General features: G+C 64.8%; 28 protein-coding genes. 15 read left to right on the plus strand and 13 right to left on the minus strand.

The genetic code is table 11. From position 1 onward, the window contains the following. Positions 1 to 4: 4 nt before the first annotated feature. Entirely contained in the window at positions 5 to 2,281 is a 2,277-nt protein-coding gene (locus AC1DN9_RS19275; protein ID WP_478102962.1) for a glycoside hydrolase family 3 N-terminal domain-containing protein, read from the minus strand. A gap of 41 nt (positions 2,282 to 2,322) precedes the next feature. Between AC1DN9_RS19275 and AC1DN9_RS19280 the strand changes: the two genes are divergently transcribed. The 7 genes from AC1DN9_RS19280 (at position 2,323) to AC1DN9_RS19310 (ending at position 8,022) form a co-directional block, all read left to right on the plus strand. Continuing rightward, complete coding sequence (locus tag AC1DN9_RS19280) at positions 2,323 to 3,807, plus strand: sensor histidine kinase (protein ID WP_478102964.1); 1,485 nt, start codon at positions 2,323 to 2,325, stop codon at positions 3,805 to 3,807. Then, positions 3,804 to 4,430 (plus strand): response regulator transcription factor, encoded by a 627-nt coding sequence (locus AC1DN9_RS19285; protein ID WP_478102965.1) that lies wholly within the window; start codon positions 3,804 to 3,806, stop codon positions 4,428 to 4,430. The genes AC1DN9_RS19280 and AC1DN9_RS19285 overlap by 4 nt, the downstream gene beginning before the upstream one ends. Before the next feature lie 117 nt (positions 4,431 to 4,547). After that, positions 4,548 to 5,060 (plus strand): GlcG/HbpS family heme-binding protein, encoded by a 513-nt coding sequence (locus AC1DN9_RS19290; RefSeq protein ID WP_478102966.1) that lies wholly within the window; start codon positions 4,548 to 4,550, stop codon positions 5,058 to 5,060. Between the two features lie 81 nt (positions 5,061 to 5,141). Then, complete coding sequence (locus AC1DN9_RS19295; RefSeq protein ID WP_478102968.1) at positions 5,142 to 5,789, plus strand: FMN-binding negative transcriptional regulator; 648 nt, start codon at positions 5,142 to 5,144, stop codon at positions 5,787 to 5,789. A gap of 1 nt (position 5,790) precedes the next feature. After that, positions 5,791 to 6,018 carry a hypothetical protein gene (locus AC1DN9_RS19300; RefSeq protein ID WP_478102969.1) on the plus strand — a complete coding sequence of 76 codons (228 nt, stop codon included), beginning with the start codon at positions 5,791 to 5,793 and terminating at the stop codon, positions 6,016 to 6,018. Next, positions 6,008 to 7,084 (plus strand): tRNA adenosine(34) deaminase TadA, encoded by a 1,077-nt coding sequence (tadA, locus tag AC1DN9_RS19305; RefSeq protein ID WP_478102970.1) that lies wholly within the window; start codon positions 6,008 to 6,010, stop codon positions 7,082 to 7,084. The genes AC1DN9_RS19300 and tadA overlap by 11 nt, the downstream gene beginning before the upstream one ends. Next, entirely contained in the window at positions 7,081 to 8,022 is a 942-nt protein-coding gene (locus AC1DN9_RS19310; RefSeq protein WP_478102972.1) for an LD-carboxypeptidase, read from the plus strand. Before tadA ends, AC1DN9_RS19310 begins: the two co-directional genes overlap by 4 nt. A gap of 57 nt (positions 8,023 to 8,079) precedes the next feature. Here the strand turns inward: AC1DN9_RS19310 and AC1DN9_RS19315 are convergent, their stop codons facing one another. Further along, the gene (locus AC1DN9_RS19315) at positions 8,080 to 8,412 is read right to left on the minus strand and encodes a hypothetical protein (protein ID WP_478102973.1); all 333 of its coding nucleotides are present in this window, start codon (positions 8,410 to 8,412) and stop codon (positions 8,080 to 8,082) included. A gap of 302 nt (positions 8,413 to 8,714) precedes the next feature. Here AC1DN9_RS19315 and AC1DN9_RS19320 point away from each other — a divergent pair, with 302 nt between their 5' ends. Further along, positions 8,715 to 9,662 (plus strand): adenylate/guanylate cyclase domain-containing protein, encoded by a 948-nt coding sequence (locus AC1DN9_RS19320; RefSeq protein ID WP_478102974.1) that lies wholly within the window; start codon positions 8,715 to 8,717, stop codon positions 9,660 to 9,662. Between the two features lie 13 nt (positions 9,663 to 9,675). Here AC1DN9_RS19320 and AC1DN9_RS19325 read toward each other — a convergent pair whose 3' ends face one another. The 4 genes from AC1DN9_RS19325 to AC1DN9_RS19340 all read right to left on the minus strand — a co-directional run bounded on the left by AC1DN9_RS19325 (position 9,676) and on the right by AC1DN9_RS19340 (position 13,111). Continuing rightward, the gene (locus AC1DN9_RS19325; protein ID WP_478102975.1) at positions 9,676 to 10,356 is read right to left on the minus strand and encodes a YceH family protein; all 681 of its coding nucleotides are present in this window, start codon (positions 10,354 to 10,356) and stop codon (positions 9,676 to 9,678) included. 191 nt (positions 10,357 to 10,547) lie between these two features. Continuing rightward, positions 10,548 to 11,543: an FUSC family protein gene (locus AC1DN9_RS19330; RefSeq protein ID WP_478102976.1), complete on the minus strand. Its 996-nt coding sequence runs from the start codon at positions 11,541 to 11,543 to the stop codon at positions 10,548 to 10,550. Then, the gene (locus tag AC1DN9_RS19335) at positions 11,540 to 11,902 is read right to left on the minus strand and encodes a MarR family transcriptional regulator (protein ID WP_478102977.1); all 363 of its coding nucleotides are present in this window, start codon (positions 11,900 to 11,902) and stop codon (positions 11,540 to 11,542) included. The genes AC1DN9_RS19330 and AC1DN9_RS19335 overlap by 4 nt, the downstream gene beginning before the upstream one ends. A gap of 183 nt (positions 11,903 to 12,085) precedes the next feature. Further along, a complete protein-coding gene (locus AC1DN9_RS19340) occupies positions 12,086 to 13,111 on the minus strand; it encodes a class I fructose-bisphosphate aldolase (protein WP_478102978.1) in 1,026 nt (341 codons plus the stop codon). A 205-nt stretch (positions 13,112 to 13,316) separates the two neighbouring features. Here AC1DN9_RS19340 and AC1DN9_RS19345 point away from each other — a divergent pair, with 205 nt between their 5' ends. From AC1DN9_RS19345 to AC1DN9_RS19355, 3 genes are all read left to right on the plus strand, one after another. Continuing rightward, entirely contained in the window at positions 13,317 to 14,282 is a 966-nt protein-coding gene (locus AC1DN9_RS19345) for an AraC family transcriptional regulator (protein ID WP_478102980.1), read from the plus strand. Positions 14,283 to 14,395: 113 nt separating this feature from the next. Continuing rightward, positions 14,396 to 14,830 (plus strand): cyclophilin-like fold protein, encoded by a 435-nt coding sequence (locus AC1DN9_RS19350; RefSeq protein WP_478102981.1) that lies wholly within the window; start codon positions 14,396 to 14,398, stop codon positions 14,828 to 14,830. Between the two features lie 84 nt (positions 14,831 to 14,914). Then, on the plus strand, positions 14,915 to 15,229 hold the full coding sequence (locus AC1DN9_RS19355) for a hypothetical protein (protein ID WP_478102982.1): 315 nt from the start codon (positions 14,915 to 14,917) through the stop codon (positions 15,227 to 15,229). Here the strand turns inward: AC1DN9_RS19355 and AC1DN9_RS19360 are convergent. The 5 genes from AC1DN9_RS19360 to AC1DN9_RS19380 form a co-directional block, all read right to left on the minus strand. Continuing rightward, positions 15,192 to 15,365 (minus strand): hypothetical protein, encoded by a 174-nt coding sequence (locus tag AC1DN9_RS19360; protein WP_478102984.1) that lies wholly within the window; start codon positions 15,363 to 15,365, stop codon positions 15,192 to 15,194. The two genes, AC1DN9_RS19355 and AC1DN9_RS19360, sit on opposite strands and share 38 nt — an antisense overlap. Further along, positions 15,358 to 15,816, minus strand: a complete 459-nt coding sequence (locus AC1DN9_RS19365; RefSeq protein WP_478102985.1) for a cupin domain-containing protein — start codon at positions 15,814 to 15,816, stop codon at positions 15,358 to 15,360. Before AC1DN9_RS19365 ends, AC1DN9_RS19360 begins: the two co-directional genes overlap by 8 nt. Positions 15,817 to 16,021: 205 nt before the next feature. After that, positions 16,022 to 16,372 carry a hypothetical protein gene (locus AC1DN9_RS19370; protein ID WP_478102986.1) on the minus strand — a complete coding sequence of 117 codons (351 nt, stop codon included), beginning with the start codon at positions 16,370 to 16,372 and terminating at the stop codon, positions 16,022 to 16,024. A 21-nt stretch (positions 16,373 to 16,393) separates the two neighbouring features. Next, positions 16,394 to 16,837 (minus strand): ion channel, encoded by a 444-nt coding sequence (locus AC1DN9_RS19375; protein WP_478102988.1) that lies wholly within the window; start codon positions 16,835 to 16,837, stop codon positions 16,394 to 16,396. Positions 16,838 to 16,951: 114 nt separating this feature from the next. Beyond that, positions 16,952 to 18,073 carry an AI-2E family transporter gene (locus tag AC1DN9_RS19380; RefSeq protein WP_478102989.1) on the minus strand — a complete coding sequence of 374 codons (1,122 nt, stop codon included), beginning with the start codon at positions 18,071 to 18,073 and terminating at the stop codon, positions 16,952 to 16,954. A 111-nt stretch (positions 18,074 to 18,184) separates the two neighbouring features. Here AC1DN9_RS19380 and AC1DN9_RS19385 point away from each other — a divergent pair, with 111 nt between their 5' ends. Continuing rightward, on the plus strand, positions 18,185 to 19,525 hold the full coding sequence (locus AC1DN9_RS19385; RefSeq protein ID WP_478102990.1) for a TAXI family TRAP transporter solute-binding subunit: 1,341 nt from the start codon (positions 18,185 to 18,187) through the stop codon (positions 19,523 to 19,525). Here AC1DN9_RS19385 and AC1DN9_RS19390 read toward each other — a convergent pair. Beyond that, positions 19,512 to 21,860: a PAS domain-containing sensor histidine kinase gene (locus AC1DN9_RS19390; protein ID WP_478102991.1), complete on the minus strand. Its 2,349-nt coding sequence runs from the start codon at positions 21,858 to 21,860 to the stop codon at positions 19,512 to 19,514. The genes AC1DN9_RS19385 and AC1DN9_RS19390 overlap by 14 nt on opposite strands. A 162-nt stretch (positions 21,861 to 22,022) precedes the next feature. Between AC1DN9_RS19390 and AC1DN9_RS19395 the strand changes: the two genes are divergently transcribed. Then, complete coding sequence (locus AC1DN9_RS19395) at positions 22,023 to 22,427, plus strand: response regulator (RefSeq protein ID WP_478102993.1); 405 nt, start codon at positions 22,023 to 22,025, stop codon at positions 22,425 to 22,427. Here AC1DN9_RS19395 and AC1DN9_RS19400 read toward each other — a convergent pair. Beyond that, on the minus strand, positions 22,417 to 23,211 hold the full coding sequence (locus AC1DN9_RS19400; protein WP_478102994.1) for a Crp/Fnr family transcriptional regulator: 795 nt from the start codon (positions 23,209 to 23,211) through the stop codon (positions 22,417 to 22,419). The genes AC1DN9_RS19395 and AC1DN9_RS19400 overlap by 11 nt on opposite strands. A gap of 318 nt (positions 23,212 to 23,529) precedes the next feature. On the opposite strand from AC1DN9_RS19400, the gene AC1DN9_RS19405 reads away from it, so the two are divergent. Next, positions 23,530 to 24,168 carry a response regulator gene (locus AC1DN9_RS19405; RefSeq protein ID WP_478102995.1) on the plus strand — a complete coding sequence of 213 codons (639 nt, stop codon included), beginning with the start codon at positions 23,530 to 23,532 and terminating at the stop codon, positions 24,166 to 24,168. 67 nt (positions 24,169 to 24,235) lie between these two features. Further along, positions 24,236 to 25,774 (plus strand): DUF3300 domain-containing protein, encoded by a 1,539-nt coding sequence (locus AC1DN9_RS19410; RefSeq protein ID WP_478102997.1) that lies wholly within the window; start codon positions 24,236 to 24,238, stop codon positions 25,772 to 25,774. Position 25,775 lies beyond the last annotated feature (1 nt).

Consider the following 25,775-nt stretch of genomic DNA (forward strand, 5'->3'; position numbering starts at 1 on the left):
CCCTTCACCCCGATTCCGATTCCGGTTCCGGAGCCAGCACGAAACTGCTCTTGATGCCCTGCGTCGCCGACGGGCCGACCCACAGGTCGAACGAACCGGACTCGACGGTCGGCTTCAGGTCCTGCCCGATGAACATCAGGTCGGCGCGGGACAAGGTGAAGTCCACATCGACCGTCTGGCCCGGCTTGATGCGCAGCTTCCGGAAGCCCTTCAGCTCGCGCACCGGCCGCGTCACGCTCGCGGCCCTGGCGCCGATGTAGAGCTGCACCACTTCCTCGGCGTCACGCGCGCCGGTATTGGTGACCCGTGCGCGAACATCCAGCTTGCCGTTCCATTCCATTCGCCCGGACTTGAGTTCAAGCGCGTCGTAGCGCACTCGCGCATAGCCCAGCCCGTAGCCGAAGGGGTAGAGCGCATCGTTGGTTGCGTCGAGGTAGCGCGCCTTGTACATCTGTGAGGGCGCGTCCGGAAGCTGCGGCCTGCCCGTGCGCTTGTGGCTGTAGTAGTAGGGCACCTGGCCCGGCATCTGCGGAAAGCTGACAGGCAGCCGGCCCGATGGGTTGACGTCGCCGAAGAGCACGTCGGCGATGGCCGGCCCCGTCTGCGAACCCAGGAACCATGTGACGACGATCGCGTTCGCCCCGCGCACGCCGCCCTTGAGCGCGAGGGCCCGTCCGTTGCGCAGCAGGATGACCACCGGCTTGCCGGTCGCGGCGATCGCGTCGGCGAGATCCTGCTGCGCCTTCGGAATCTCGATGTCGGAACGCGAACGCGATTCGCCCGACATCTGTTCGTTCTCGCCGATCGACAGCACCACGATGTCGGCGTCTTTCGCTGCGGCCACCGCCGCGGCGATGCCGCCATCGATCGGCGCGTCGACATCCGAACCGCGCACCACAGTCAGCGATTCGGGCGGCGACAGTCGGCCGCGCAGCGCGTCCTCGATGCCGACAGGCGGCGTCTGGCCGGGAAAGATGCGCCAAGGCCCGAACAGGTCCGACGTACCGGTGAAGGGGCCGATCAGCGCAATCTTCTTGCCCGACTTCGGCAGCGGCAGAAGATCACCGTCGTTCTTGAGAAGCACGATGGAGCGGGCCGCCGCCTCGCGCGCCAGCACCTGATGCGCACCCACATCGAAGCGAGGACCGTCTTGGCTGTCGTCGAGGCCCCTGAAGGGTTGGTCGAAGAGCCCGAGCTTGGTCTTGACATGCAGGACGCGCCGAACCGCGTCGTCGAGCCGCGACATCGGCACCTCGCCGGCCGCGACAAGGGTGGGGAGGTACTTCATGTAGAGCCCGCTCTGCATGCTGACATCGGTCCCGGCGAGGAATGCGCGCCGCGCCGCTTCACGGCCATTCGCGGCGAAGCCATGCGCGATGAGTTCTTCGTCGGCGGTGTAGTCGGAGACGACGAAGCCCTGGAAGTGCCACTCCTTGCGCAGCACCCCGGTAAGCAACGCGGGATTGGCGTTCGACGGAATGCCGCCGATCTCGTTGAAGGCGCTCATGATCGACAGCGCGCCGGCGTCGATCGCGGCGCGAAACGGCGGCAGATAGACCTCGCGCAGGGTCCGGTCCGACAGGTCGACCGTGTTGTAGTCCAGCCCGCCTTCGGCGGCGCCATAGCCGGCGAAATGCTTGGGCGTCGCGAGCATCGCATCCGCGCGCGACAGATCGGGGCCCTGGAAGCCACGCACACGCGAGGCGGCGAACTGGCGGCCCAGGTAGACGTCTTCGCCTGCGCCTTCGACCCCGCGGCCCCAACGGGCGTCGCGCGCGATGTCGACCATCGGCGCAAACGTCCACCGGAAGCCGTCGGCACTGGCTTCTTCCGCCGAAGCGCGTGCCGTGCGCTCAGCCAGCGCCGGTTCCCAACTGGCGGCTTCGGCCAGCGGCACCGGAAACACCGTGCGAAAGCCATGGATGATGTCCGCGCCGAAGATCAGCGGGATGCCGAGCCGCGATTCGTTGACGGCCACCTGTTGTGCGCGCCGCTTGCCTTCCAGGCCTTCGTCATTGAAGAGTCCGGTCACGCGCCCCGCGCGGATGTCGGTCAGTTGCTGGTCGACGCTCTGCTTCGCAGCCTGAGGATTGGCGACGATGTCCACACCGGCCGGGGCGTAAAGACTCAGCTGGCCCACCTTTTCTTCCACCGTCATCCGGCCGATCAGTGATTCGACACGCGCTTCGGCAACCGATTGCTGAACGGCGGTCGAACAGCCCGTAATGCCGGCCACGACAAAGAGGACAAGGGTGGCCGCCGGAAATCTGCAAACACTCATGGCTGCCGATTTTCGCGGACAGCGCGGGCACAATCCGCGCCATGAGGCAATGGTTACGCACCCGGGGTGGCTGGTGGCTCGCCTGGCTGCTGGTCACCGGCGCCGGCGCGGCCTGGATTGCGCGTGCCGAAATCCAGCAGTTGCACGAGGATTTCGAGGTCAACGGGCGCATCGCGCACCGGCTGATGAGCCAGCAGGTGGTGCAGTACGACGCGGTACTCGCGACGCTCGCGCTGCTGGAAACCGTGCCCGGCGGGAGTCAGCCCGAGCGGCGATTGCCGTCTGTCTATCCGTCGATCCTTGGCGTTCAGCGCCACGAGGCCGACGCGCCTTGGTCCGACCCCCGCCTCGCCGATGCGGCAGCCCGCTCGCTTGAATTGCGGCGTCCCGAATTCGTTGCGGACGATTTTCCCGGCGGTCGCTACAGCCTGGTGATCGGTGCGCTCCCGACCAGCTATGTGATCGACATCGACCTCGCAACGACGGTGCCATGGCGAGACTGGCCGATGGACCCGAAGACCAGCCCGGTCCGCGTCACGCTTGAAAGGGAAGGGCAGCAGTTCGTGGTCCAGCCGGGGGCGGAAACCCTACCCGGCGGCGGCTGGCACTTCGGCTTCCGCAAGGTGCTGGCTTCGGAGAGCCAGGCCTTCGATCTCGTGGCGGAGCGCCGGGTGTCGTGGACGGAACTGCCTTGGGGCGCGATGAGTGGGTGGGCGCTGGCGGTGGGACTCGTGCTCGGCGGCGCTGCCATGTTTCGGCGCCAGCGGATCGCACGGCAGCGCGCCGAAGATCTCTTGCGGCTGGGACAGGTCGCGAGGCTCAACGCGCTGGGCGAACTCGCCGCCGGCATGGCGCACGAGCTGAATCAGCCTCTGACGGCGATGCTGGCCAACACGCAGGCCGCCCGGCGGCTCCTCGATGACGATCCGCCGGAACTCGCGACCGCGCGAACGGCGATGAAGCAGGCAGCGGAACAGGCGCGGCGAGCCGCCGATGTGGTGGGTCGCCTGCGCCGCGTGATCGAGCGGCCCGAACGCCACGCCGACACACGGCCCGTGCCTTTGCAGGAGGCGCTGCGCAGCGTGCTCCATCTGCTGGCGCCGGAATTCGAGGGACGTTCGGTTGTGCCAGCGGTCGACGATACGGCCCATGCGCCCGTCATCGTGCAAGTCGACCCGATCGCGCTCGAACAGATCATCCACAACCTCCTGATGAACGCCCTGCAAGCGCTGGACGAAGCGCCGTCAGGCGAGCGACGCCTGCGGCTCGCGATCGGGCGCGAAGGCGCAGTGGGTGTGCTGACCGTCACCGACAACGGTCGCGGCTTCGCGCCCGACGCGTTGCCGCACATCTTCGAACCGTTCTTCAGCACGCGCGAAGGCGGCCTCGGCCTCGGGCTGAGCCTCTGCGAGTCGCTGGCCGTCGGCATGGGCGGATCGCTCGCCGCCGAGCACGAGTCGCCACGCGGCGCCCGCTTCACGCTGCGATTGCCGCTGGCCGCCGCATCCCCGGAGCACACCGCATGAACGAGCCGCAGTCCCCGCTGATTCACTTGATCGACGACGACCTCGCCGTGCGGGAAAGCCTGGCGCTGCTGATCGGAACCGTCGGCCTGCGCGCGCAGACCTGGGCGGACCCGCAGGAATTCATCGACGGCTTCGACCGCGGCAGCGTCGGCGCGATCGTGCTCGACGTCCGCATGCCGGGCATCAGCGGGCTGGCCGTGCTGGACACGCTCATCGCACAGGGCGTCGACCAACCCGTCATCATGCTCACCGGCCACGGCACGGTGGAGATGTGCCGGCGCGCATTCAAGTCCGGCGCGGCGGAGTTTCTTGAAAAGCCCGTGGACGACGAGCAGTTGCTCGAAGCCCTGCAGCAGGCGGTGCGCCGGCACGTCAACTCGCGCGAGCGCACGCAGGCCGACCAGGCCGCACGCGACCGCTGCGCACAGCTTTCCGAACGCGAGCGCGAGGTGCTCGGCTACATCGTGGCAGGACTGACCAACAAGGAGATCGCGCGCACCCTCGCGCTGTCGCCACGCACGGTCGAATCGCACCGGGCCAACCTGTTCGCCAAGCTCGAATGCGATTCGCTGGCTCGGTTGATCCGCCGCTACGCGTCGCTCGTCGATGGCGAAGCTCCGTAGTTCTACGGAGCACTGCGCGTAGCCGTACGAATGGTGTTCCCGCCGCGCGATTTCTACAGTGGCGGTGCGGTCGGCGAAGTGCCGGCGCGACCCCATCAAACCCATTCGGAGATCCTCATGCATTCAACCCTTCGCCTCGGCAGCCTCGCCGTCCTTCTTGCCGCCGCCGTGACCGCACAGGCACAAAGCCAGGCGCCGAGCCCGGCCGTCCGGGCCGAAAAGAACATGTCGCTCGACCTCGCCAACCAGATCGCCGCCGCCAGCGTCGCAGCCTGCGCCGCCAACGGTTATGCCGTGGCGGCGACGGTGGTGGACCGCGCAGGCACCGTGCGCGCCGTGCAGCGTGCCGACAACGCCGGCGCCCATACGCTGGGCGCCAGCGAACGCAAGGCATGGACTTCGGCATCGGCCAAGTCGCCGACGCTCGCAATGATGGAAAACGCGCAGAAGAACCCGGGCGCGGCCAACCTGGTGAACATCCCCGGCTTCCTGCTGCTCGGCGGCGGCGTGCCGGTGAAGTCGGGCAACGAAGTGATCGGCGCAGTAGGTGTGGGCGGCGCGCCGGGCGGTCACCTCGACGAGCAATGCGCGAACGCGGCGCTCGAAAAGGTCAAGGGTCAACTGGGCTGAGTATCGAAAAGGGGCAGGGCGGGCGCCGCAAACAAGGCGGCTCGGGGACAATCGGGGCGATTCTTTTCGCAGGGCCGCCCCATGTACATGCCTCCGCAATTCAATGGCACCGACCGCGCCATCGCTTTGGAACTGATGCGCGCGCATCCCTTCGCCAGCCTGATTTCGACCGATGACGAAAGCCTGCCATACGTCACTCATCTGCCACTGGTGGCGGATGAAAGGGCGTCCGGCGAACTGGCGCTGCTCGGGCACTGCGCCAAGCCCAATCCGCACTGGCGCTATCTTCGGGACAGGCCCAAGGCGGCGGTGACCTTTCTCGGGCCGCACGCGTACATGTCGCCTTCGGTCTACCCCGATCTCGCCCGCGTCCCGACCTGGAACTACCTCGCCGTGCATTGCACGGTCGAAGCCAGCCTGATCGAAGCACCAGTCGAAAAAGATGCGCTGCTCAAGCGTCTGATCGGCCAGCACGAACCGGCATACGCACAGCAGTGGCGCGACCTCGGCGAAGAGTTCCAGAACAAGATGCTTAACGGCATCGTCGGCTTCGAACTGCGCGTGACGACGCTCCAGTGCAAGCTCAAGCTCAATCAGCACCGCAAGGAGTCGCATCCCGCCATGTACGCGCAGTACAGCGTGGGTTCGTCGGACGAGCAGGCGCTCGCGGGATGGATGAAGCGCCTCGGCATGAACGTGACCGATGCGGTCAGGGCCGAGGAGATCTGAGATGCGCGCTATCGGGCTCATCGGACTTCTGTTGGCGCTGGTCGTCGTAGGGGTGCTCGTCAAGAAGCAACTGAACGTGGTCACTGCGCCGGTGCTGCCGCCCGGCGTGGCGGTAACGGGTGCTGCACCGGCAGGCGATGTTCGCGCCCAGAGCCAGCAGATTCAGCAGCAGATCAAGCAATCCATCGAGGCGGCGCAGAAGCCGCGTCCCATGCCGGATGACAACTGACGCGCACTGGATGGCATTGGCGCTGGCCGAGGCGCGGCGGGCCGGTGAATCCGGCGAAGTGCCGGTCGGCGCAGTGGTGGTGAAAGACGGTGTGCTTGTCGCGAGCGGACGCAATGCGCCGGTCGCGATGCACGACCCCAGTGCGCATGCAGAGATCAACGCGCTGCGGGCCGCAGGGGAGGTGCTCGGGAACTACCGCCTCGATGGCTGCGAGCTTTTCGTGACGCTCGAACCCTGCGCGATGTGCGCCGGGGCCATGCTGCACGCGAGGCTGAAGCGGGCCGTGTTTGGCACAACGGATCCCAAGACGGGCGCCGCAGGATCAGTGGTTGATCTGTTCGTGCAGCCGCAACTCAACCATCACACGGTGATCGAGGGGGGCGTCCTGGCGGACGAGTGCCAGGCGCTTCTGCAAGCCTTCTTCCGCGATCGTCGCAGCGCTGCCCGCGAAGCGGCAGAACCGTTGCGCGACGATGCCTTGCGCACGCCAGCCGAGCGCTTCAGCGCGTTGGCCGACTTTGCCTTCGCGCCGCACTACGTGAGCGAGCTGCCGAGCCTGAGCGGGTGGCGCATGCACTACCTCGACGAGGGTCCGGTCGATGCGGGATTCGCGCTCCTGTGCCTGCACGGACCCGGTGAATGGAGCTATTTCTTTCGCCATCTCGCAGGACTGAGGCAGGCACGCGTCCTGGCGCCGGATCTCATCGGCTTCGGCCAGAGCGACAAGCCCAAGCGCGAGGCGATTCATCGGCTGGACTGGCATCGCGATGTACTGCTCGAGTGGATCGACCGGCTTGATCCCGGGCCGCTGGCGCTCGTGCATAGCGCCGGCGCGTCTGCGCTGGCGTCGCTTCTCGTCGATGCGGCGCCGGCGCGTTTCCCCAAGCTGATGCGCGCACCCGACGAAGGAAGGCAGGCCGTCGACGCATGGCGGGCACCGTTCCCCGATCGCGGCTACGAGGCCGGCCTGCGGGCGCTGGGGGCCATTCCGAAGCGCGCCTCGGGCCTCTCGGCCGCGCAGGCTGCGCAACTCGTCAAGGACGCGATGGGATACTTCGCCCCGTGAAAAAACACATCTACATCTATTCGCCATCCAGCGCCGTGCGCGACAAGGCCGCTTTCAAGCGCGGCATCAAGCGGCTCCAGGCGCTGGGCCACGAAGTCGAGATCGACGAGACCGCCCTTGCCAGCCATCAGCGTTTCGCCGGCGACGATGCCGCACGCCTGGCGGCCATCGCCCGCGCCGCCGCCAGCGGTGCTGACGTGGCGCTCATCTCACGCGGCGGCTACGGCCTCACGCGCATCCTCGACGCCATTCCGTACAAGGCCGTCGCCAAGGCCATCCATCGTGGCACCGAGTTCGTCGGGCTCAGCGACTTCACCGCGTTCCAGTGTGCGCTGCTGGCGAAGACCGGCAGCGTGAGCTGGGCCGGTCCGGCCGTCGGCGAAGACTTCGGCGCCGAAGCAGGGGCCGACGACATCATGGAAGCCTGCTTCGACGATTTACTGTGCGGGCAGGGTGAGGGCACCGGCTGGCGGATGCCGGCGCGCGATTTCACCGGCCTGGGGCCCATTCGCGGCATCCATGGCGCAGTCCTGTGGGGCGGCAATCTCTGCGTGCTGACGAGCCTGCTCGGTACGCCTTACTTCCCGACGATCGACAAGGGCGTGCTGTTCCTCGAGGACGTCAACGAGCACCCGTATCGTGTCGAACGCATGCTCGACCAACTGCGACATGCGGGCGTTCTCGCGCGCCAGAAGGCAGTGATCCTGGGTCAGTTCACGGGGATCCGGAAGGTGCCGCACGACCGCGGCTTCGGCATGCAGGCCGTGACAGCGCGCCTGCGGGAGTTGATCAAGGTCCCGGTGCTGACGGGACTACCCTTTGGTCACGTGCCGACCAAGGTTCTGCTGCCTGTCGGCGCCAAGGTGGAACTTGCGGCCGATGGGCGGGATGTCTTCATGGTCTGGGGGCATCGGCACGCGCACGATCACGCGCACTGAGAGAGCCGGGAGAAAGCAGGGTGCGGGCCTGTCCGAGGCCGAAGCAGCGGCTTTCGATCAGGTGATGATGCGCTGGTGGGTCCTCGGACCCATCGCGTGCGGAAGGCCGCCCTTGAACAGGCGATTGATCTGGCGCATCTGGCGTCGCGCGGCGACTTCACCGTCCACAGCGCTCAGCGCCGTCAGCACATCCTGACGCAGGTACCAAAGCGCTTCGAGATCGCCTGCGAAGCGCACGCGCTGCGCAACGCGTTGCACGGAATGCCCACCGTGAACCTGCAGCAGCGACAGCATGGCTGTGCGAATCCGGCCCATCTGGCGATCCGTGGCACGGCGCGAGCCGAAGCCTGGAAGAGACAGAAAGCGGAAGAACCTGCGGAAGGGGGCCATGGAATGAAGGCGGGTGCCGGAAGCCTTGATGGGTGGGTACGTTACGGCTGGCCCGGTCATCACACAAGTATGGAAACAACATTTCATGTTTAAAAACAACATACTTCACGAATCACTTCAAGTTCCGGTCTAATAACGGATACCAAAGTGTTACTTTGTTAAGTGAAACGTTTTGCATTCGGCGTGTCGAAATGAAAAAGCAACACGTTTGCCGCGAAGTCGAGCGATTTGGCTCTGGAAGGCAGTGTTTTTTTGCTCCTTTGCCATAATCCGAAAGCGAGAGCTACCAAAAACTGCACAACATGGGCGCCGATTCCACTGTCGTATTTGCCGACTTGACGGGGAGCACCAGGGTCTTCGAGGCCATGGGGAACGCACGCGCGACCGAGACGGTGACGCGATTGACCCAGTGGATCGCCGGCGTCTGCGAATCCCACGGTGGTCGCGTCGTCAAGTCGCTCGGTGACGGCGTGTTTGCCGTGTTCGGAAACGGCATTACCGCGACGCGCGCCGTGCTCGAAATGCAGCGCAACCATCAGAAGCGGTTGCAGACCTGGCCGGCCCCGCTGCGCATGGAGCTTCAGATCGGCGTCGCGAGCGGCGAGATCGTGGAAGTCGACGGCGATTGCTATGGCGATGCGGTCAACCTGGCTTCGCGCCTCAGCGATCTCGCAGGCCCCGGGCAGATCTGGGCGACCGAATCGGTCATCGAGCAATTGCACGAAGGCGAGGTTCGCCATCGCAGCCTGGGGCCGATCAATATCCGCGGCAAGAACGAGATGCCCATCGTCCACCGGGTCGACTGGCAGGACGAGGTCTCCGAATTCCTGACGATGCCAGCCTCGCTGGTTCCACCTGCGCGGGCTGCGGATTCGTCCTTCGGGCAGATCGAGTTGGCCTGGCTCGACGTGCGCTCGATGTTTCGTGCGGAAGAGTTGCCGATCCACCTCGGCCGCGTCGATGAGGCGCAGTTCGTCGTCAACGATCCGCGCGTTTCACGCCTCCATGCGCGCATCGAATCGCGCAATGGCAGTTGCGTGCTCGTGGACGTCAGCACGTACGGTACGTGGGTGCGTTTTCATGGCACGGCAGGCGCCAGCGGCGAGATCGCGCTGCGACGCGACGAATGCGTGCTGCATGGCAGCGGTGAAATCGGCCTGGGTGCGCCGTTGAGTGACTTCAGTGCGCCGACCATCTCGTTCAATACCACCGGCGGCAACGTGCTGCTGGCGCGGCGCGACGTGCGCTAAGGCCCTCGGCGCCTCACGAGGCGTCGGGTAGGTCGGAGATGCCCAGTTCCGAACAAATCCGGCTCACGAGGGCCTTTGTTCCCGCCAACTCCGCTTCCAGCCGTGCCACGTGCGCCTTGAGGGCGGCCACTTCGCTCAACGAGATGTCGCCGGCGCCGACGGCTGTCGCAGGACTGGTCAGTTCTTCTGCCGGTTCGCCGCTCAGCAGATGCGCCCAGCGGCTTTCCCGCGCTCCCGGCAGCCTTGGCAGCTTCACCACGAGACTGCCTGCAGGCCGCTCAGCCATTTCCTCGAGAAAAGCCTCGACCGACGAAATGTCCGCGAAGTTGTGCATGCGGTCGGACGCGATGCGAAGTTCTCCCGCCGTCTGCGGTCCGCGAAGCATCAGCACCGTCAGCAGGATGATCGACTGCGACGGAATCCTCAGCACGCCATCCACGTTGTGCGCGTAGCGAAAAACCCGGCCGCCGCTGGTCTCCTGCACGAGGCTGAGACTCTTGAGGCTGTCGATCGCAGTCTGGGCGTCGGCGTCCGTGATCTCGAGGATCGGGTTGCGGCTCGTTTTCTGATTGCAGCCGGCCACCAGGGCGTTGAGGGTGAGCGGATAGCTGTCGGGCACCGTGCGCTGCTTTTCGGCGAGCACGCCGAGCACACGGGTTTCGAGAAGAGAAAGTACGGGCAGCGGGCTGGACATGGCAGGAATTCTGATAGGGATTTGACGGGAATCGGCGGGTCAGCGTAGCTTAGCGACGCGCTGCCTTCCCGTTGCCTATTCCGGAGGCAATGCGGCCGGAACCCGCGTGGATACACGCCACCTGCGGGTGACTCCCGCCACTTCACACAGTGTTATCCACAGAATCGCGGCACAACTCCGCCGACCGATGTTCAGGTCTGCGGCCGCTCGATCACGCGCACGAGACGTTGCAGATCTTCGAGGAGCAGGCGGAGTGGGGCGGCGAGGAGGGCATCCGGCGCATCTTCGCCGCCCGCACGGGTAGCGGCGCGCAGCGCGGCCAGGTCCGGCTGGCCACGTCCGGCGAGGACATCGGCGACGCTCGCAAGGCCGGCGCTTGCGGCCAGTGCGGCTTCGCGACCGCAACGCAGGGGTTGCCGTTCACCGGTAACGCGCAGTACACGGTTGAGCAGCGAGATGTCCTGCACGATCCGGCTCGTCAGTCCGGCAATGTTCCTGTGATGTCGCTCACCACCGGCGGCCTCGGTGCGCTTGAAGACACGCGGTGCGCGGTCTGCGCTTCCGGCGAGCGTCGTCAGGCGATCCAACGCGCTGCGAACTGCGGCGCCTGTTTTCTCGGCGTCGGATTCGTCGCGCGCGCTTCGTGCGTCCGGATCTTGCAGGGGACGGGCCATGCGTTGGAGAAGGGCAGCGCACCCCGCCCGAAGGCGGTCGCCAGCGCGGTATCTCGACGAGACGATGGCCACGCCCATCGCGACGCCGACGCCGATGAGGATCTGGACCACCCGCAACACGGCGACCTGCAATGCCGAATGGCCAGGGAGTCCGCCGGCCGCCAGGATGATCAACGCAGCGATCGGAGCGCTTCGCAAAGCCGGGCTCGCGGCGCTGGCAAAAGACAGCAGCACGATGATCGTGAGCGTCGTCGCGAGGACATTGCTGCCCATATGTTGCAGGTAGACGCCGAGCAGCCCGCCCGCGACGCCGATCAAAGTCCCCCGGGCGCGATCCCAGCCGGCATCGAAGGTCGACGCGGAATTGGGCCGCATCACGATCAGCGTGCTCATGACCGCCCAGAAGTGCTCGGGCAGCCCCACCACCATCGAAATGAAATAGGCGAGAACGACCGCTGAGGCCAGCTGCAGGCCGTGATGCCGCTTCTCGGCATCCATGGAAAACCAGCTCATGATCGCGCATCGACCTGTGCATCGGCGGCCAACGCCTCCGAAATACCTTCGATCAACGTGCAGGCTTGCAGCAGCACCGCGCGTTCGCGTTCGCCGAGCGTGGCTTCAATGACCTTCGCGAGCGAGGCTTCGCCGGCATGGACCGCGGCGGCGAGCCGCTTCGAGCCCAGCCGCGTGAGGCTCAGGAGCGACTGTCGACCGTCGGACGCATGGGCCTTGCGCGCAATCCATCCGTCGTCTTCGAGTTCCGCCAGCAGCCGTGTCAGGGACTGGAGCTTCACGCCTTCACGTGCAGCGAGTTCGGTGGGCGTCGAAGGACCGGCGCGGTAGAGCTGCCCGATCGCACTGAGCTTCGCCACGCTGATTCCGCCTTGCTGCGGCGCGGGGCGCAATCGGCGGGACAAAAGGGTGACGGCTCCGCGAAGACGGATCGCGCAATGCGCTGAATCGGGTGGGGGGTCGGATCGGCTCATGCGAAGTACCAAGACGTGTCGTAGTTTTCGGATGCTAAGACATGTCTTGGTAAATCGCAACGCGCGAGGTTATCCGGCGGCATCTTCCATGGCCGCGCTGTACGCGCCTTGGCTTGCGGCGGCGTTCAGGCGTGCGCGCTTGAGCAATGCTTCCTGTGCCTGGCGCACATTGGCAGGGCGGCCTTGCCAGGCCTGCAGCGCGGGATCCTGGAGCGCGCGTCCATATGAAAAGCTCAGAAACCACGGTTGCGCGCCTAACCGATTCAGCGCATCCAGATTGGCCGTGGCCTCGGCGGGCGACTGTCCGCCCGAGAGGAAGTTGATGCTCGGGACGGCAGCCGGCACAGCGCGCCGCAGCACGCCGATCGTCTGCGTTGCCACTTCCTCGGGCGTTGCTTGCAGGGCGTGGGTCTTGCCTGGCACCACCATGCTCGGCTTGAGAAGCATGTGTTCGAGCACCACACGATGGCGATCGAGGGCACGAAAGACTTCGTGCAGAACAGCCTGCGTGACCTCGGCGCAGCGCGCAAGGGTGTGGTCACCGTCGATCAGCACCTCGGGTTCCACGATCGGCACCACGTCGTGTTCCTGGCAGACGGCCGCGTAGCGCGCCAGCGATTCGGCGTTGGCCGCGATTGCCGCCTGGCCGGGCAGGGTGTCGGAAACGTTGTAGACGGCGCGCCACTTGGCAAATCGCGCGCCGTGCTGCTTGTAGCCCTCGAGGCGCTCGGCGAGCCCATCGAGGCCTTGCGTGATCTCGTCACCCGGTGCCAGCGCGAGCGGGATCTTTCCCGCGTCGACCTTGATGCCCGGCACGATCCCTTGCCGCGCGGCCAGTTGCGGCAGCGGTTCGCCATCGTCCGAGCGCTGAGTCAGCGTTTCCTCGTAGAGGATGACGCCGCTGACGTACTGGCCGAGGCCCGGCGTCGACAGCAGCAGGCTGCGATAGGCGCGCCGATTTTCCTCTGTCGATTCCACGGCGATCGTCTTGAAACGCTTGGCAATCGTCGGGCCGCTTTCGTCGGCCGCAAGAATGCCTTTGCCTTTCTGGGCGATCGCTGCCACGGTGGCTTGGAGTGCGCTGGGAGTGGCCATGGGAATCCTCCGGAGGGATGTGCAGTCTGTCGCCGGGAGGTGCTGCAATGCAAGCCCCTCCTGGGCGTGATGCCATGGCCACTCGAGTTGTTTCGCGCCGTGCAAACGCGAGCGCCTTGCAGGATTGTTGAAGATGTTTGCACGATCCTCCGGTTGACTCGCCTGGGTGGAGACAAGCGTCGGCAAGATACCTAAGCTCCGATCCATGCTGACATCCACCCACAACGCACTGCGCAGCGATCGGCCTGTCGATCAGCTGCAAACCACCGTGATGAGGGCCGAACTCGCCGCCATGATCGACCGCATCACGGTCACTGACGGCGGCCATCAAACGCCTATACCGCGCCTGATGCTGGGGCGGGCATCGAGCGTGCAGCATCCAGTGCACGCCATCCACGAACCGGCCTTTTGCGTGCTGGCACAAGGCAGCAAGCGGGTTCTGCTGGGCGACGAGGTCTATGTCTATGACAGCAGCCAGTACCTGGTGGTGGCGCAGAACCTGCCCGTGGCCGGGCAGGTGATCGACGCGTCGCCGGAGGCGCCCTACCTGGGCCTGCGACTGAGCTTCGACGTCAAGGACATCGCCGCACTCGCGCTGGAAATGAAGCTCGGCGAAACCCTTCCGAAGCGGGCGTCGCAGCGCGGCATCTTCACCGGCGAGCTGTCCACGACGCTGCTGGATCCCGTGCTGCGGCTGACCAAGTTGCTGGATACGCCTGAAGACATTCCGGCGCTGGCGCCGCTGATCACGCGGGAGATCCTGTACCGCCTGATGAGGTCGCCCGACGGCTGGCGACTGGCCCAGATGGCCGTCGTCGACGGCCACAGCCAGCGCATCGCCCAGGCGATCGGCGTGCTCTCGCGACGCTTCCAGGAGCCGCTTCGTGTCGAGGATCTCGCGGACGAGGTCCACATGAGCGTGTCTTCGCTGCACCAGCATTTCAAGGCCGTCACCGCGATGAGCCCGCTGCAATTCCAGAAGCAGCTGCGCCTGCAGGAATCGCGACGGATCATGATCAGCGAAGACGTCGATGCCGCCACGGCAGGGCACCGCGTGGGCTACGAGAGCCAGTCGCAGTTCAACCGCGAATACAGCCGCTTCTTCGGCTTGCCGCCAGCGCGCGATGTCAAGCGCCTGCGCGAGCTTCAGCTGGGTCGCGTGAGCAGCTGACGACGGCAAGCGGCCAAGGCCGCAAATCCAACCGCAAATGTCAGTGGCGCCGCAATGCGGCACGCCGCAGGGGGCGTTCGTCCATTGATGGGCTCCATTCCGAGAGGTCAATCATGAAAATCCATCTGAAACTGAACGGCAGGGTGATCCCGGCCACCTTGGCGGACAACAAGACGGCGGAGGAATTCGTTGCCATGCTGCCGCTGACGATCACGATGCACGATCTCTTCAAGAGAGAGAAATTCGGTCCGCTGCCCAGTGCGATCTCGGGCAGGGGCACGCGCACTGACCAGGCCTACGAGGTCGGCGACATGATTTGCTGGGCGCCCGGACCCGACGTCACGATCTTCTACCGCCACGACGGCCAGACGATCAGCGGCGGCGTCCACGTTCTCGGAAAACTCGACTTCGGTGCGGAGGAGTTTGGTGCGCCCGGCCCGCTGACGGTGACCATCGAAGTGCCGGCGTTGGACATCGAGCAGTCGACCGTCGACCTGCTGAGCGCATGCGGGCGATGCACAGCGTCGGATTTACGCACGATGTTGTGAGTTCGTGTCTTACACACAGCGGTTCGCCGCTACGGCCAAAGTGAAAACTTCGGCGTATCGCCCCCACGGGCAAGGAGCAGCATCATGGACGCGCCAGAGATTGTGCACAGACAGCGCAGGCGCTATCAGCGGTTTTTCAGGCGTGCCTTCATGGTGGGGGCGGGCCTTGCACTCGCCCTGTTCGGCGTGCCGCTTCTCTTGCCGACGCCTGTGACGGTGCAGAGCGGCGCGTCGACCGCAAGGCTGATCCCCTATGACCTTGTCGAGTCGCAGTTGCTTCTGGTCTCGATCTTGCTGGCCGTCGTCCTCTGGTCATTGGCTGGCTGGATCACGACAACGCTGCTACTTTGGCTGGAATCGGTCAGAAACTCACCAAATCCACGATACCGTACCCGATGACCGCGAGCAGGCCGATGATGCCGGCCATCAAGAGGGGTGTTCCCCAGCGCGTCGCCCGCGCCGCAAATCCAACCGTCATGACGCCTGCTGCCACGCAGGTCGCGATCGCAGCGTTCAGCAGCGTGAATTCAGGCATTGCGCACCGGTTGCTGGGCGCCGGCGGGCGCAGCCGGAACCAGGCCGTAGCGCACCATGACGGAAATCAGCGCATTCTTGTCCGGCGGTCCTTTGCCGGCATTGGCGACCGCTGCCACGTCCCGAAAGTACTGCGCGCCGATATCCGGTGACTGCACGATCAGCGCCCGAGCGTCAGCCGCGAAGGGATTCGAGAACTGGTGGACGCTTCCTTTAGGGCTGAACATGGATTCACCAGGTGTGAGGTCCCGGACCTCGGTCCCGACCGAATACCGCAGGGTTCCTTCGAGAACGTAGACGCACTCGTCGTTCTTCGTGTGGCTGTGCGGCGGTGGCACGTTGGAGTTCGGCGGCACCGTGAGTTCGAACATGCCCATGGTGTCGGAATGCGATCCGTCCACCAGATAGCGAACGGACAGTTGGCCAAGCTTGATGACGGATGGATCGGTCATTTTTTCTCCGATGAGGACGGCGCTACATCATGCAAGGTGTTTGCCTGAAAGGGAAACACGCGGGTTCGGTGACAGGACAGAGAGAGCCGGGAGGGAAGGATCTGCAGATTCTGGAAGCTGGCTTTCGGAACTTGCGTCAGTCATTTTACATAATATACATTGTATTATTTTAAAGAGTCCGCAAGGAGGCTGGGCAAATCGACTCTCAGCGCCCCATCCGACTGTCATAGCTCCGAGAAACGCGATCGATCAGACCCGGATCGCGTGGACCCGTGGCGTCGAATTGCACACGCACGCTGCCGTCCGCCTGCTGACGCACGCTGGCGGTCACGGTGCCGGCACCGATGCGGCCGACGATGGTGCCGCTGCCGCGGTCCTCGACGCTGATCGCGAGGCCTTGGTCGCGCATGGCACCGGACGCCGCAGCGAACGATCGGTCGAAGCTGGCCGGGGCCGACGTCGACACGGGAACGGGATAGCCGTAGTACGCACAGCCCGACAAAGCCAACGCCGCAGCGAAACTCGCCGCGCGTGCCAGGATCGTGAAGCTCTTCATGCTGTCGCCTCCATCGGTTGCTCAAATACTGTGGCCCGCCTTTTCGGCTTGAGCCCTGATCATCTGCTGCAGGATCGCCATCAGCGCGGCGCCCGTCAGGCCGAACATCAAAACGCCGTTCGCAGCCTCCAGCGGACCCAGCAGCTTCCAGGGCTTGGTCATCACCACATCGCCGTAGCCCAGCGAACTGAAGTTCACTGCGGAGTGGTAGACGGCCTCGTACAACTCGTCGAACTCGCCCAGCACCATGAACAGCGTTCCCCAGATCATGATCTGGACGAAGTTGCCCAGAATCAGCACGATCATCGCGACCAGCAGCGAACGAATTTGAACGAATGGTCCTGCAATGACCGCCTTCCGATTCGACTGATTGATGTAGTAGCGAACGCTCCAGAACGTGACGGTCGCCTGCAGCACCAGGCACAGCAGGATGGTCGGCAGCCCGATCGAGAGATTGATCAGCATGGTGTGATTCCTCCGTTCAGGCCCACCGTGGTGCATCCACCGAGCATCGCGGCGGCGCCGGCCAACGCCATGATTCGCACCCTCGATCCCTTCGAAGGCATCGCGCGCGCCGGGTCAAGATGCAGTCGGCAAGTCGCTCTCCGCCACGACGTTCGGATCGGTCGCCACCCACCGCATCAGGATCTGATAACCCAGGCTCAGCGCGGTGGCACCGAGAAACATGCCCAGGATGCCGGCGCCCGCCAAGCCGCCCAGGGCACCGATCAGGACCACCGGCATGGGCGCATCCACGCCCCGGCCCAGCAAGAGCGGCTTCAGCACGTTGTCGAGCATGCCGGCGACCACCAGAAGCACCGTGTTGGCGACTGCCGGCACGGTCTCGTAGTCCTTGCTCAACCAGACGTAGGCGATGACCGGAATAGTGACCAGCAGTGCCGGCACCTGCGCGACGCCCAGCACCAGCACGATCACGGCCAGAACGCCGGCGAAGGGAATCTCGGCAAGGATCATGATGATGCCCACGGCCATGGCCTGGATGAAGGCCACGCCAACCACGCCCAAGGCCACTGCGCGAATGGTCGCGGTGGCCAGCGCGGCGAATTCCTCGCCTCGTCGGCTGCCGACGATGCGCCCGAGGATGGACTCCGCGGCTTCGGCACCCGACTCCCCGAAGGCCATGATGATGCCCGCGATGATGAACGAGGCCATGAAAAGCAGAATTGTTCCGCCAATGCTTGCCACCATCCCGAGCGCCTTGGCGGCCAGTTCGCCGAGTTGCGGCTGCATCCTCTGAATGACCGCTGGCATGTCCGTATGCGCCAACGACCACCAACCATGCAACTTCGGGCCAACGATTGGCAAGTCGGCCACGCGCGCCGGTGGCGCAGGAACTTCGAACTTGTTGTCTTTCACCTTCTCCACAGTCGCATGGACCGAATCGCCCATCGAGCCGAACACCACCGCCGTGGGCGCCACGATCAGCGCAATGCCGCCCAGCACCAGCAAGGTGGCCGCCAATCCCTGTTTGCCGCCCAGCTTGGCGGCCAGCGCCTGATGGCCCGGATAGATCGTCACCGCCAGGATCAGCGCCCACGCCATCATCGTGATGAAGGGCGAGAAGATCTTGAAACACAGCAGCGTCAGGGCCAGGACCAGTCCAGCCCGGATGAAGACATCCATCAGCTTCCTGGACAGTCGTGTTTCGAGTACCAGATCAGGCTTGTTGGTCGTTGTCATCGGTCCGCCCTCGAAAGTAGACGATGTAGGAATTTTCCTTCGCTGCTTCTTCTTTGACTTGACAACTCTCAAGAGTGGAGCAATCAGCGGGTGGCAGGATGCTGCATCTGTATGCGACTCGGTGATCTCCCTGTCGGAGCTCGACACGAACAACTGCGCTGGACGCTGATTGCGGTGGCGAGCATTGCCCTTGCCTTTCTGGGCGCCTGGCTCCTGCAAAGCGCCATTCCGCGCCACATCGTCCTCGCGTCCGGCCTGGGCGACGGCATGTACCACCAGTACGCGCAGCGCTACAAGGAAATCCTGGCACGCGACGGTGTGACGGTCGAGGAGCGCATGACGGGCGGCGCGGACGAGAACGAGCGCTTGCTGCGCGATCCCCATTCCGGCGTGGATGTGGCCTTCGTCCAGGGCGGCGTGGTGCGCCCGAACGAGCGCGAGACGCTGGTCATGCTGGCCGCCCTGTACTACGAACCGCTGTGGATCTTCTATCGCGACACCGTCGTCCACGAGCACTTCGACGAGCTTCGCCACAGGCGGCTCGCCGTGGGTTCACCGGGCAGCGGCGTTCGCGCTTTCATGGAACCGCTGCTCGCGGCCAACAACATCACCAGCCTGAATTCCGAGCTGATGCCCCTGGTCAATCTGGAGGCCCTGCGCGCGCTGCAGGCGGGACAGGTCGACGCCGCATTCCTGGTCGGACCCGCGCAGTTCCCGGCAATCTGGCAGGCCTTGCACGATCCGGATCTGAAACTGCTGAGCCTTGCACGGGCAGAGGCCTATCAGCGCAGGTTCTCCTACATCACCAAGTTGACCTTGCCACCGGGAACGATCGATCTCGCACTGCACATTCCGGAGCAGGAGGTGAAGATGATCGGCACCAAGGCGATGCTGGTTTCGCGTGATGGTTTGTCGCCGGCGATCATCAACCTGCTCCTCGAAGCCGCGCGCGAACTGCATGGGAACCAGGGATTCTTCGAAGCGGACGACGAGTTTCCGAACACTTCGATGGTGGACCTGCCGGTGTCGACCGATGCGAGTCGCCATCACCGCTTCGGGCCCAGCGTGCTTCACCGTTACCTTCCGTTCACCCTCGCGGCCTACCTCGAACGCCTGATCGTGCTGCTGGTGCCCGTGGTGTTCGTGATCGTTCCGCTGACCAATCTCCTGCCGCGGCTGTTCCGCTGGCGAGCGCGGTCGCGCATCTATCGCTGGTACGGAGAGTTGGCACTGCTCGAGCGCGATGTCGCAACGCGCACCGGCAACTTGCCCGTCGCGCAATGGCTCGGCGACCTGGTCCGGATCGAGCAGGCTGCTGCGCGGATCCGCGCCCCATTGAGCTATGCAAGCGAGGCCTATACGCTGCGCGAACACATCGGACTGGTTCGCCGAGCCGTGATTGCCAAGGCACAGGGCACTGATGCGAGCGCGGACGAGCTCACGGCTCGTTGATCCAGAAGTGGGCGATCATCACGTCCCCATTGGCCATCGACGTGACGTGCATCCGGAACCAGCGCAACTCGTCGGGCGAGTGACAGGGGTATTCGCAGGTGAACGTCGTCCGGCCCTCGTCGATCACGCCTTCGAGCCCTCGAAGAACTTTCCGCGTCGGTTCGTCCTTGAGCGAACTGCTTCGACATGCTTCCAGGTAGTTCACGCCCGGGCCGACCGACCCGGGTCCGGGCATTCCGTTGTGGTCGACGAATTCGGTCCACGCGCGATTGACGAACCGGATCGTGCCGCGCCGGTCCATGACCGCGACACTGCCCGCGATGGCGTCGATCACATCCTGCAGTGTCTTGTCGGTGGCTCGGCTCAACAGTCTTGGCAACGCATGGGCATCATCGAATTCCGCGCGGGACGCTCCGCCCTCCCCTTTGTCGGCCAATTGCCCCGGTGCGGCCTGTGGGCCGGCCAACCCCGGCGTTCCGGCGCGCGGGACGAGCACGTCGAGCACGGTGCCTCCTTGCGGCCCGCTGTCGATGCGCATGATCCCGCCGTTGGCACGAATCCGTTCCCGGATGCCCAGAATCCCGAAAGACTCGTGCTTGCGCATATCTGAAGCGGCCATGCCGCGGCCGTTGTCCTTGACCTGGAGCGAGATCGAGTTTTCGGTCGCCATCGCAAGGCGGATGTGCACCTCGCTGGCGTGCGAATGCTTGGCCACGTTGTTGAGCGCCTCCTGGGCGACGCGGTACAAACAGAGGGCGACTGACGGCGCTTCCACCCATTCGTTGAAAGCATCTTCCCCGGGTGTGTTCACCTCGCATGCGATTCCCGTCTGTTGAGTGAATTGGCCTGCCATCGCCTCCAGCGCCGGCACCAGGCCGAGGTCTTCGAGCATGGGAGGGCGCAGGTCGTTCACGATCCGCCGCGTCGAAGCGACTGCCCGCTCGGCAAGGCGATCGACCCCGGCAACCAGCGGCGGCAATTCCGGCGCCTCGTCGCCAAAGCGAGCGCTGATGAAGTGCAGATCCATGCGGATCGCAGACAAGGTTTGCTGCAGGTCGTCGTGCAGTTCGCGCGCAATACGCTTGCGTTCTTCTTCCTGCACCTGGTCCCGCGAAGCGATGAGCCGTTGCAGGGCGAAATGCGAAGACGCAAGGTCGGCCTGCACTTCCCTGATCGCGGTCACATTGCGTGCCGCGACAACGGCGCCTGCGATCGTTCCGCTCTCCGAGCAAATGGGCGCGAAGCTGTAGCTGCCGATCAACGACGCCCCGGTGTCCTTGCGCCGCAAGCTGTATTCGACGTTGGTCGCCGTCTCTCCTCGCAGGGCCCTGGCAAGCGGCCACTGCTCCCGCGTCGCGTGCTCGCCATTCGGCAAGAACACATCCAGCATGTCCATGTAGTCTGCGATCGCGCGACTGCAAGCGGCCTTGTCCGGAAAGCCGTGAAACGATGCAAAGGCATCGTTGAATTCGATGAGCCGGCCCTCGACGTCGGAGATGCAGACCGCGTCGCTCATGCTCGACAGCGCCGCCTGAAGCTTCGAGGCGCTGTCGCGGAGAGCATGCTCGGCCTGCTTGCGTTCCGTGATGTCACGCAGGATCACCGTGTACAGCAGACGCCCGGCAATGGAAACGTGGGAAATCGCAGCCTCGATGGGGAACTCGGCGCCATCCGCTCGCAATGCGGCCACATCCCGCTTCAACCCTATGCGACGCGAGATGGCCGGGTCGCGGCCCAATGCGTCGACATCCCGTGCATACCTCTCCCGAAATCGCGATGGAACGAGGCGGTCCAGTGGCGCGCCGATCAGCTCGTCCAGCGTGCAACGGAACATCCGGGCCGCTGCAGGATTGGCTTGCACGATGACCTGGTTCTCGTTGGCCGTGAGAATCGCGTCGACGGCCGATTCGAAGATTCCCCGGAGTCTCGCTTCGGTCAATGCCTGCGCATCGACCATCAGATTGAGTTGTTGTGCGACCGCCCTGATCTCGGGCGGCCCCGTGAGCTGGGCCCGAATCGTTTCCTTGCCTGAAGCAATCTGGCTGGCCGTCTCTTTCAGGTGCGAGATGGGGTTGACGATGGCAGCGCTCAGGCGCCACGCCAGGACAAGCGCGAGGAGGCACAGCCCCGCGGCGATGACGATCGCTCGCAGCACTGCGCGCTCGTATTCCGCAAAGACCTCGGCCTGAGGCAGACTGGCCGCCACTCGCCAGTCGGCGCCGGGGAGAGTCACGAATGCAAACCACGCCAGCAGCGCTGCCACGGGAAGCATGACGCCGACCATCAGCAGAACGATTCGGCTCCGGATCGACAGGTTCTCAAACCATGAAGACAAAGGATTCCTCGCCAGTCAGTGGATGCGGGTCGGACCGCCCGTAGGATGCCTCAAAAAAGCGGACTTTCTGACGATTCATTGATCAGACTCACTCGGCGCGCGGCTGATCAGGGGCAACATGGCGGCCTGGGGGGTCAACAACGGCGGTTGTGAGGTCTACAAGTGAAAGTGCTGCTGGTCGACGATTCCACGGCTATACAGCGAAGCTTCGGGGCGCTGCTGGCGAGCGCACCCGGCGTCGAAGTCGTGGGCTATGCCGATGACCTGGCTTCGGCCATGGCGGCGATTACCTCAAGCCAGCCCGAACTCATTGTTCTGGATGCCATGCTGCGCGGGCAAGACCGGGGGATCGATGTCCTGCGTCATGTCAGGCAGCACCATCCCGGAATCAAGGTCGTCATGATTTCCCAGTTCAATTGGGTGGCCATGCGCAGCAGTCACATGGAAGCCGGCGCGCTCGCCTACTTCGACAAGAGCACGGAGTTCCAGCAAGCGCGAGACTTCATCGCGGATTTGTCGAATGCCCAGTCCGCGGCGTCTGCGGCCTCTGCCACGCTCAAGCCCTGAGGGCATGCCGCTTTGCAGGCGCGCGCGTGCCTTGCGCGTACCGCTGCAACGCATCGAGATCAAGAATCTCGACCTTGCGTTGCTCGACCTCGATCAGGCCCGCTTCCATCAACACCGCAAATGAACGACTGATGGTTTCATGGGCCACGCCAAGATAGCTTCCGATGTCACGGCGCGTCATTTGCAGGCGCAGCGATCGGGGGGATTGCCCGCAACTCGACATGCACCGCGATACATGCAGCAGAAACCTTGCCAGCCGCACCTCGGCCGCGGCGGCGGCCATCATTTCCGACACCCGGGTCAGGTCGACCATCGCCTTGGCCACGGCGCGCATCACGCCACGGTCGAACGACGGAAGGTCTTGCGTCAAGGCATAGAAATCGGGCAACGCAATCGAAAAGACACTCGCATCCTCCAAGGCCACCGTCGCCATGAGGTGGCGAGCATCCGACAGTGCATCGAAGCCCAGCAACTCTCCCCGCCGCACAAAGCCGAAGACCTGCTCGTAGCCATCTTCGGCGGTCCGGAAAACCTTGAAGACGCCTGTGCGAACCACATGGATGGAGGTGGCCGGCGCCCCTTCAAGAAACAAAAGTTCTCCCGCCTGCAGACGCCGCACGGTGGGCTGGACGATGGGTGCGTGCAATTCATCGTCGACCAGCACGCCAATGAGATCGAGCATGTCATGCAGGTGGGTCCATTCGCGACGATCGATGCCGGCAAGCCCGAACCTGCCATTGCCGCTGAAATGCATGGACGTTTCCTGGACTTGAGGGATGTTCATCGAATGCTCTCCGTGGTGGGCGATGGCTGAGGGTGCGCGAGGCCGGAGCTTGCATCGCCGGCAGCAGCCCGAACATCGGCGCAATGCTTGGCACGAGAGCGGATTGATCCTTGAGTTCTCGGATTTTCCCGATCGCCGAGTAGGAGTATTCCGATATCAGGCGATCGCGAGATCGAGGATGGGAGAAGCCACGGCTTGTGGAGATGCGCGTTTCGCGCCATATTCGCTTGAACAGACAAGACCGATCTTGGCAGTTCGTTCTGCTGGATCCGAGGAGGTATCTTGAGAGCTGCCACTCCTTCAAAGCCGGCGCTGCGAATGCTTTTGGTTGACGACCACATGATCGTTCGGGAAGGCCTGATGCGAGTGCTCGATCCGGCTGGCAACAACTGGGTCCTGACCGAGGCGAATACCGGCTACCAGGCGCTCGAGTTCCTCCGTGAGAATGCGTTCGACCTTGCGCTCATCGACCTGTCGATGCCCGGGATGACAGGGCTTGAACTGGTGCAACGCATCAAGAACGAATTCACGAGCGTTCGCATCCTCGTCCTGAGCATGCACGCGGAAGAGCAATACGCAGTGCGCGCCTTCAAGGCAGGTGCCCACGGCTACGTCACGAAGGACATCGCGGCAAGCGAGCTCGTCGGTGCAGTCCGCAAGGTCGCTGCAGGTGGCGTCTATGTCACCGAGAGCCTCGCCGAGAAATTCGTGCAGCAACTCAATGGATCGTCGGAAGCGCCGAGACACGCGGTTCTGACCGACCGTGAGCTCGATATCCTGCGACGCGTCGCGGCTGGCCAGCCGCTCACTGCCATCGGCGACGCGCTTCACCTCTCGGTGAAAACCGTGAGCACGCACAAGACACACATCCAGGAAAAGCTGCAGCTCTCCAGCACCGCCGAATTGATTCGCTACGCGCTGGAGAATCACATCGACGACCCCTTCATCCAGGCGTAGATCTTGGCCTGCTCGAAAGGCAACAGCCGCCGATGATTGAATGGCCCTCAAGAAAGGAAGGCGACATATGCGTGTCCTGATCGTCCGATTCGCGCGCGCGCTCATGATCGCCGCCTCGCTGTTCACGGGACTGGCGGGCGCGCAGCAGGGCCAGACCTTCTCCCGGGAGCAGCTCGACCAGATGGTCGCCCCGATCGCGCTGTATCCGGACCAACTGCTGTCACAGGTGCTGATGGCCGCGACCTATCCAGCCGACGTTGCCGATGCAGCCAAGTGGTCCAAGGCACACCCTGACCAGAAAGGCGACGCGGCACTGAAGATGGTCGCCGACCAGCCGTGGGACCCGAGCGTGCAGTCACTGGTCGCATTTCCGCAGGTGCTGCAGATGATGGGCGACCAGCCGGATTGGGTGCAGAACCTCGGCGATGCCTTCCTTGCCTCGTCCAAGGAGGTGCTCGACTCTGCGCAGCGATTGCGCGCCAAGGCCCAGCAGACCGGCAACCTCAAGAGCTCCGAGCAGCAGCAGGTCATCGTCGAGCAGGAACCGCAGACGCAGCAGACGGTGATCAAGATCGAGCCCACGAACCCGCAAGTGGTGTACGTGCCTGCCTATAACCCGACCGTGGTCTACGGTGCGTGGCCCTACCCGGCCTATCCGCCCTACTACTACCCGCCTGCGCCCTACTACTACCCCGGCGCGGCGCTCGCGACAGGCATCGCCTTCGGTGTGGGTGTGGCGGCCACCGCTGCACTCTGGGGCAATACCAACTGGGGCGGGGGCAACGTCAACGTCAACGTGAACCGCTACAACAGCGTGAACGCCAACCGGCAGATCGCCGCGAACCAGACGAACTTCCAGCACAACGCCTCCAACCGACGCGGCGTGCCGTACCGTGATTCAGCGAGCCAGCAGAAGTTCGGAAAGAACGTCGGAGGCGCGGAGCAGCGCGGGGACTACCGCGGTCGCGATGCGCAGCGTCAGCAGGCGCAGTCCAACCTGCAGCAACGCGGCATGGACCCGGGCCAGGGTCGCGATCAGCTTCGCAACGACCCCGCGACAAGGGATCGGGCCCAAGCCGCCGCGGGTGGCGCGGGTCGCGGACCTGGGGGCGTTGGCGGACCCGGAGGTGTCGGGGGCGCCGGCCGTCCAGGGGGCGCTGGTGGTCCCGGAAGCGTCGGCGGTCCTGGGGGGCCGGGCGGTCCTGGCGGTGTCGGCGGTCCCGGAGGTGCTGGCCGTCCTGGCGGCCCTGGCGGTCCCGGAAGCATCGGCGGTCCTGGCGGCCCTGGCGGTGTTGGTGGTCCTGGCGGCGCTGGCGCACGCGGCGGCGACAACGCCCTGCGAGGAGCCGGCGACGGAAACCAGGCGCGCCAGCAGGCCAGTCGCGGCGACGCAAGCCGCCAGTCCATGGGACAACACCAAGGCGCTGGTGGCGCACGCGCCGGCGCTGGCGGGGGCGGTGTACAGATGGGCGGTGGCGGCGGCGGCCGGCCAAGCGGCGGAGGCGCGCACATGGGTGGTGGTGGTGGCGGCGCTCGCGCAGGCGGTGGCGGTGGTGCGCGTGGCGGCGGCGGTGGTGGACGCGGCGGCGGTGGCCGGGGTCGTTGAC

The organism is Variovorax sp. 05L425 (assembly GCF_056397705.1).

Bases quoted from the DNA above. Each gene is read 5' to 3' on its own strand.
- AC1DN9_RS19325 (WP_478102975.1), bottom strand. From the start codon at position 10,356: ATGTCCAGCCCGCTGCCCGTACTTTCTCTTCTCGAAACCCGTGTGCTC.
- AC1DN9_RS19355 (WP_478102982.1), top strand. From the start codon at position 14,915: ATGGACGCGCCAGAGATTGTGCACAGACAGCGCAGGCGCTATCAGCGG.
- AC1DN9_RS19345 (WP_478102980.1), top strand. From the start codon at position 13,317: ATGCTGACATCCACCCACAACGCACTGCGCAGCGATCGGCCTGTCGAT.
- AC1DN9_RS19400 (WP_478102994.1), bottom strand. From the start codon at position 23,211: ATGAACATCCCTCAAGTCCAGGAAACGTCCATGCATTTCAGCGGCAAT.
- AC1DN9_RS19295 (WP_478102968.1), top strand. From the start codon at position 5,142: ATGTACATGCCTCCGCAATTCAATGGCACCGACCGCGCCATCGCTTTG.
- AC1DN9_RS19315 (WP_478102973.1), bottom strand. From the start codon at position 8,412: ATGGCCCCCTTCCGCAGGTTCTTCCGCTTTCTGTCTCTTCCAGGCTTC.
- AC1DN9_RS19385 (WP_478102990.1), top strand. From the start codon at position 18,185: ATGCGACTCGGTGATCTCCCTGTCGGAGCTCGACACGAACAACTGCGC.
- AC1DN9_RS19285 (WP_478102965.1), top strand. From the start codon at position 3,804: ATGAACGAGCCGCAGTCCCCGCTGATTCACTTGATCGACGACGACCTC.
- AC1DN9_RS19340 (WP_478102978.1), bottom strand. From the start codon at position 13,111: ATGGCCACTCCCAGCGCACTCCAAGCCACCGTGGCAGCGATCGCCCAG.
- AC1DN9_RS19360 (WP_478102984.1), bottom strand. From the start codon at position 15,365: ATGCCTGAATTCACGCTGCTGAACGCTGCGATCGCGACCTGCGTGGCA.
- AC1DN9_RS19275 (WP_478102962.1), bottom strand. From the start codon at position 2,281: ATGAGTGTTTGCAGATTTCCGGCGGCCACCCTTGTCCTCTTTGTCGTG.
- AC1DN9_RS19280 (WP_478102964.1), top strand. From the start codon at position 2,323: ATGAGGCAATGGTTACGCACCCGGGGTGGCTGGTGGCTCGCCTGGCTG.
- AC1DN9_RS19370 (WP_478102986.1), bottom strand. From the start codon at position 16,372: ATGAAGAGCTTCACGATCCTGGCACGCGCGGCGAGTTTCGCTGCGGCG.
- AC1DN9_RS19375 (WP_478102988.1), bottom strand. From the start codon at position 16,837: ATGCTGATCAATCTCTCGATCGGGCTGCCGACCATCCTGCTGTGCCTG.
- AC1DN9_RS19350 (WP_478102981.1), top strand. From the start codon at position 14,396: ATGAAAATCCATCTGAAACTGAACGGCAGGGTGATCCCGGCCACCTTG.
- tadA (WP_478102970.1), top strand. From the start codon at position 6,008: ATGACAACTGACGCGCACTGGATGGCATTGGCGCTGGCCGAGGCGCGG.
- AC1DN9_RS19320 (WP_478102974.1), top strand. From the start codon at position 8,715: ATGGGCGCCGATTCCACTGTCGTATTTGCCGACTTGACGGGGAGCACC.
- AC1DN9_RS19365 (WP_478102985.1), bottom strand. From the start codon at position 15,816: ATGACCGATCCATCCGTCATCAAGCTTGGCCAACTGTCCGTTCGCTAT.
- AC1DN9_RS19410 (WP_478102997.1), top strand. From the start codon at position 24,236: ATGCGTGTCCTGATCGTCCGATTCGCGCGCGCGCTCATGATCGCCGCC.
- AC1DN9_RS19405 (WP_478102995.1), top strand. From the start codon at position 23,530: ATGCTTTTGGTTGACGACCACATGATCGTTCGGGAAGGCCTGATGCGA.
- AC1DN9_RS19290 (WP_478102966.1), top strand. From the start codon at position 4,548: ATGCATTCAACCCTTCGCCTCGGCAGCCTCGCCGTCCTTCTTGCCGCC.
- AC1DN9_RS19300 (WP_478102969.1), top strand. From the start codon at position 5,791: ATGCGCGCTATCGGGCTCATCGGACTTCTGTTGGCGCTGGTCGTCGTA.
- AC1DN9_RS19330 (WP_478102976.1), bottom strand. From the start codon at position 11,543: ATGAGCTGGTTTTCCATGGATGCCGAGAAGCGGCATCACGGCCTGCAG.
- AC1DN9_RS19380 (WP_478102989.1), bottom strand. From the start codon at position 18,073: ATGACAACGACCAACAAGCCTGATCTGGTACTCGAAACACGACTGTCC.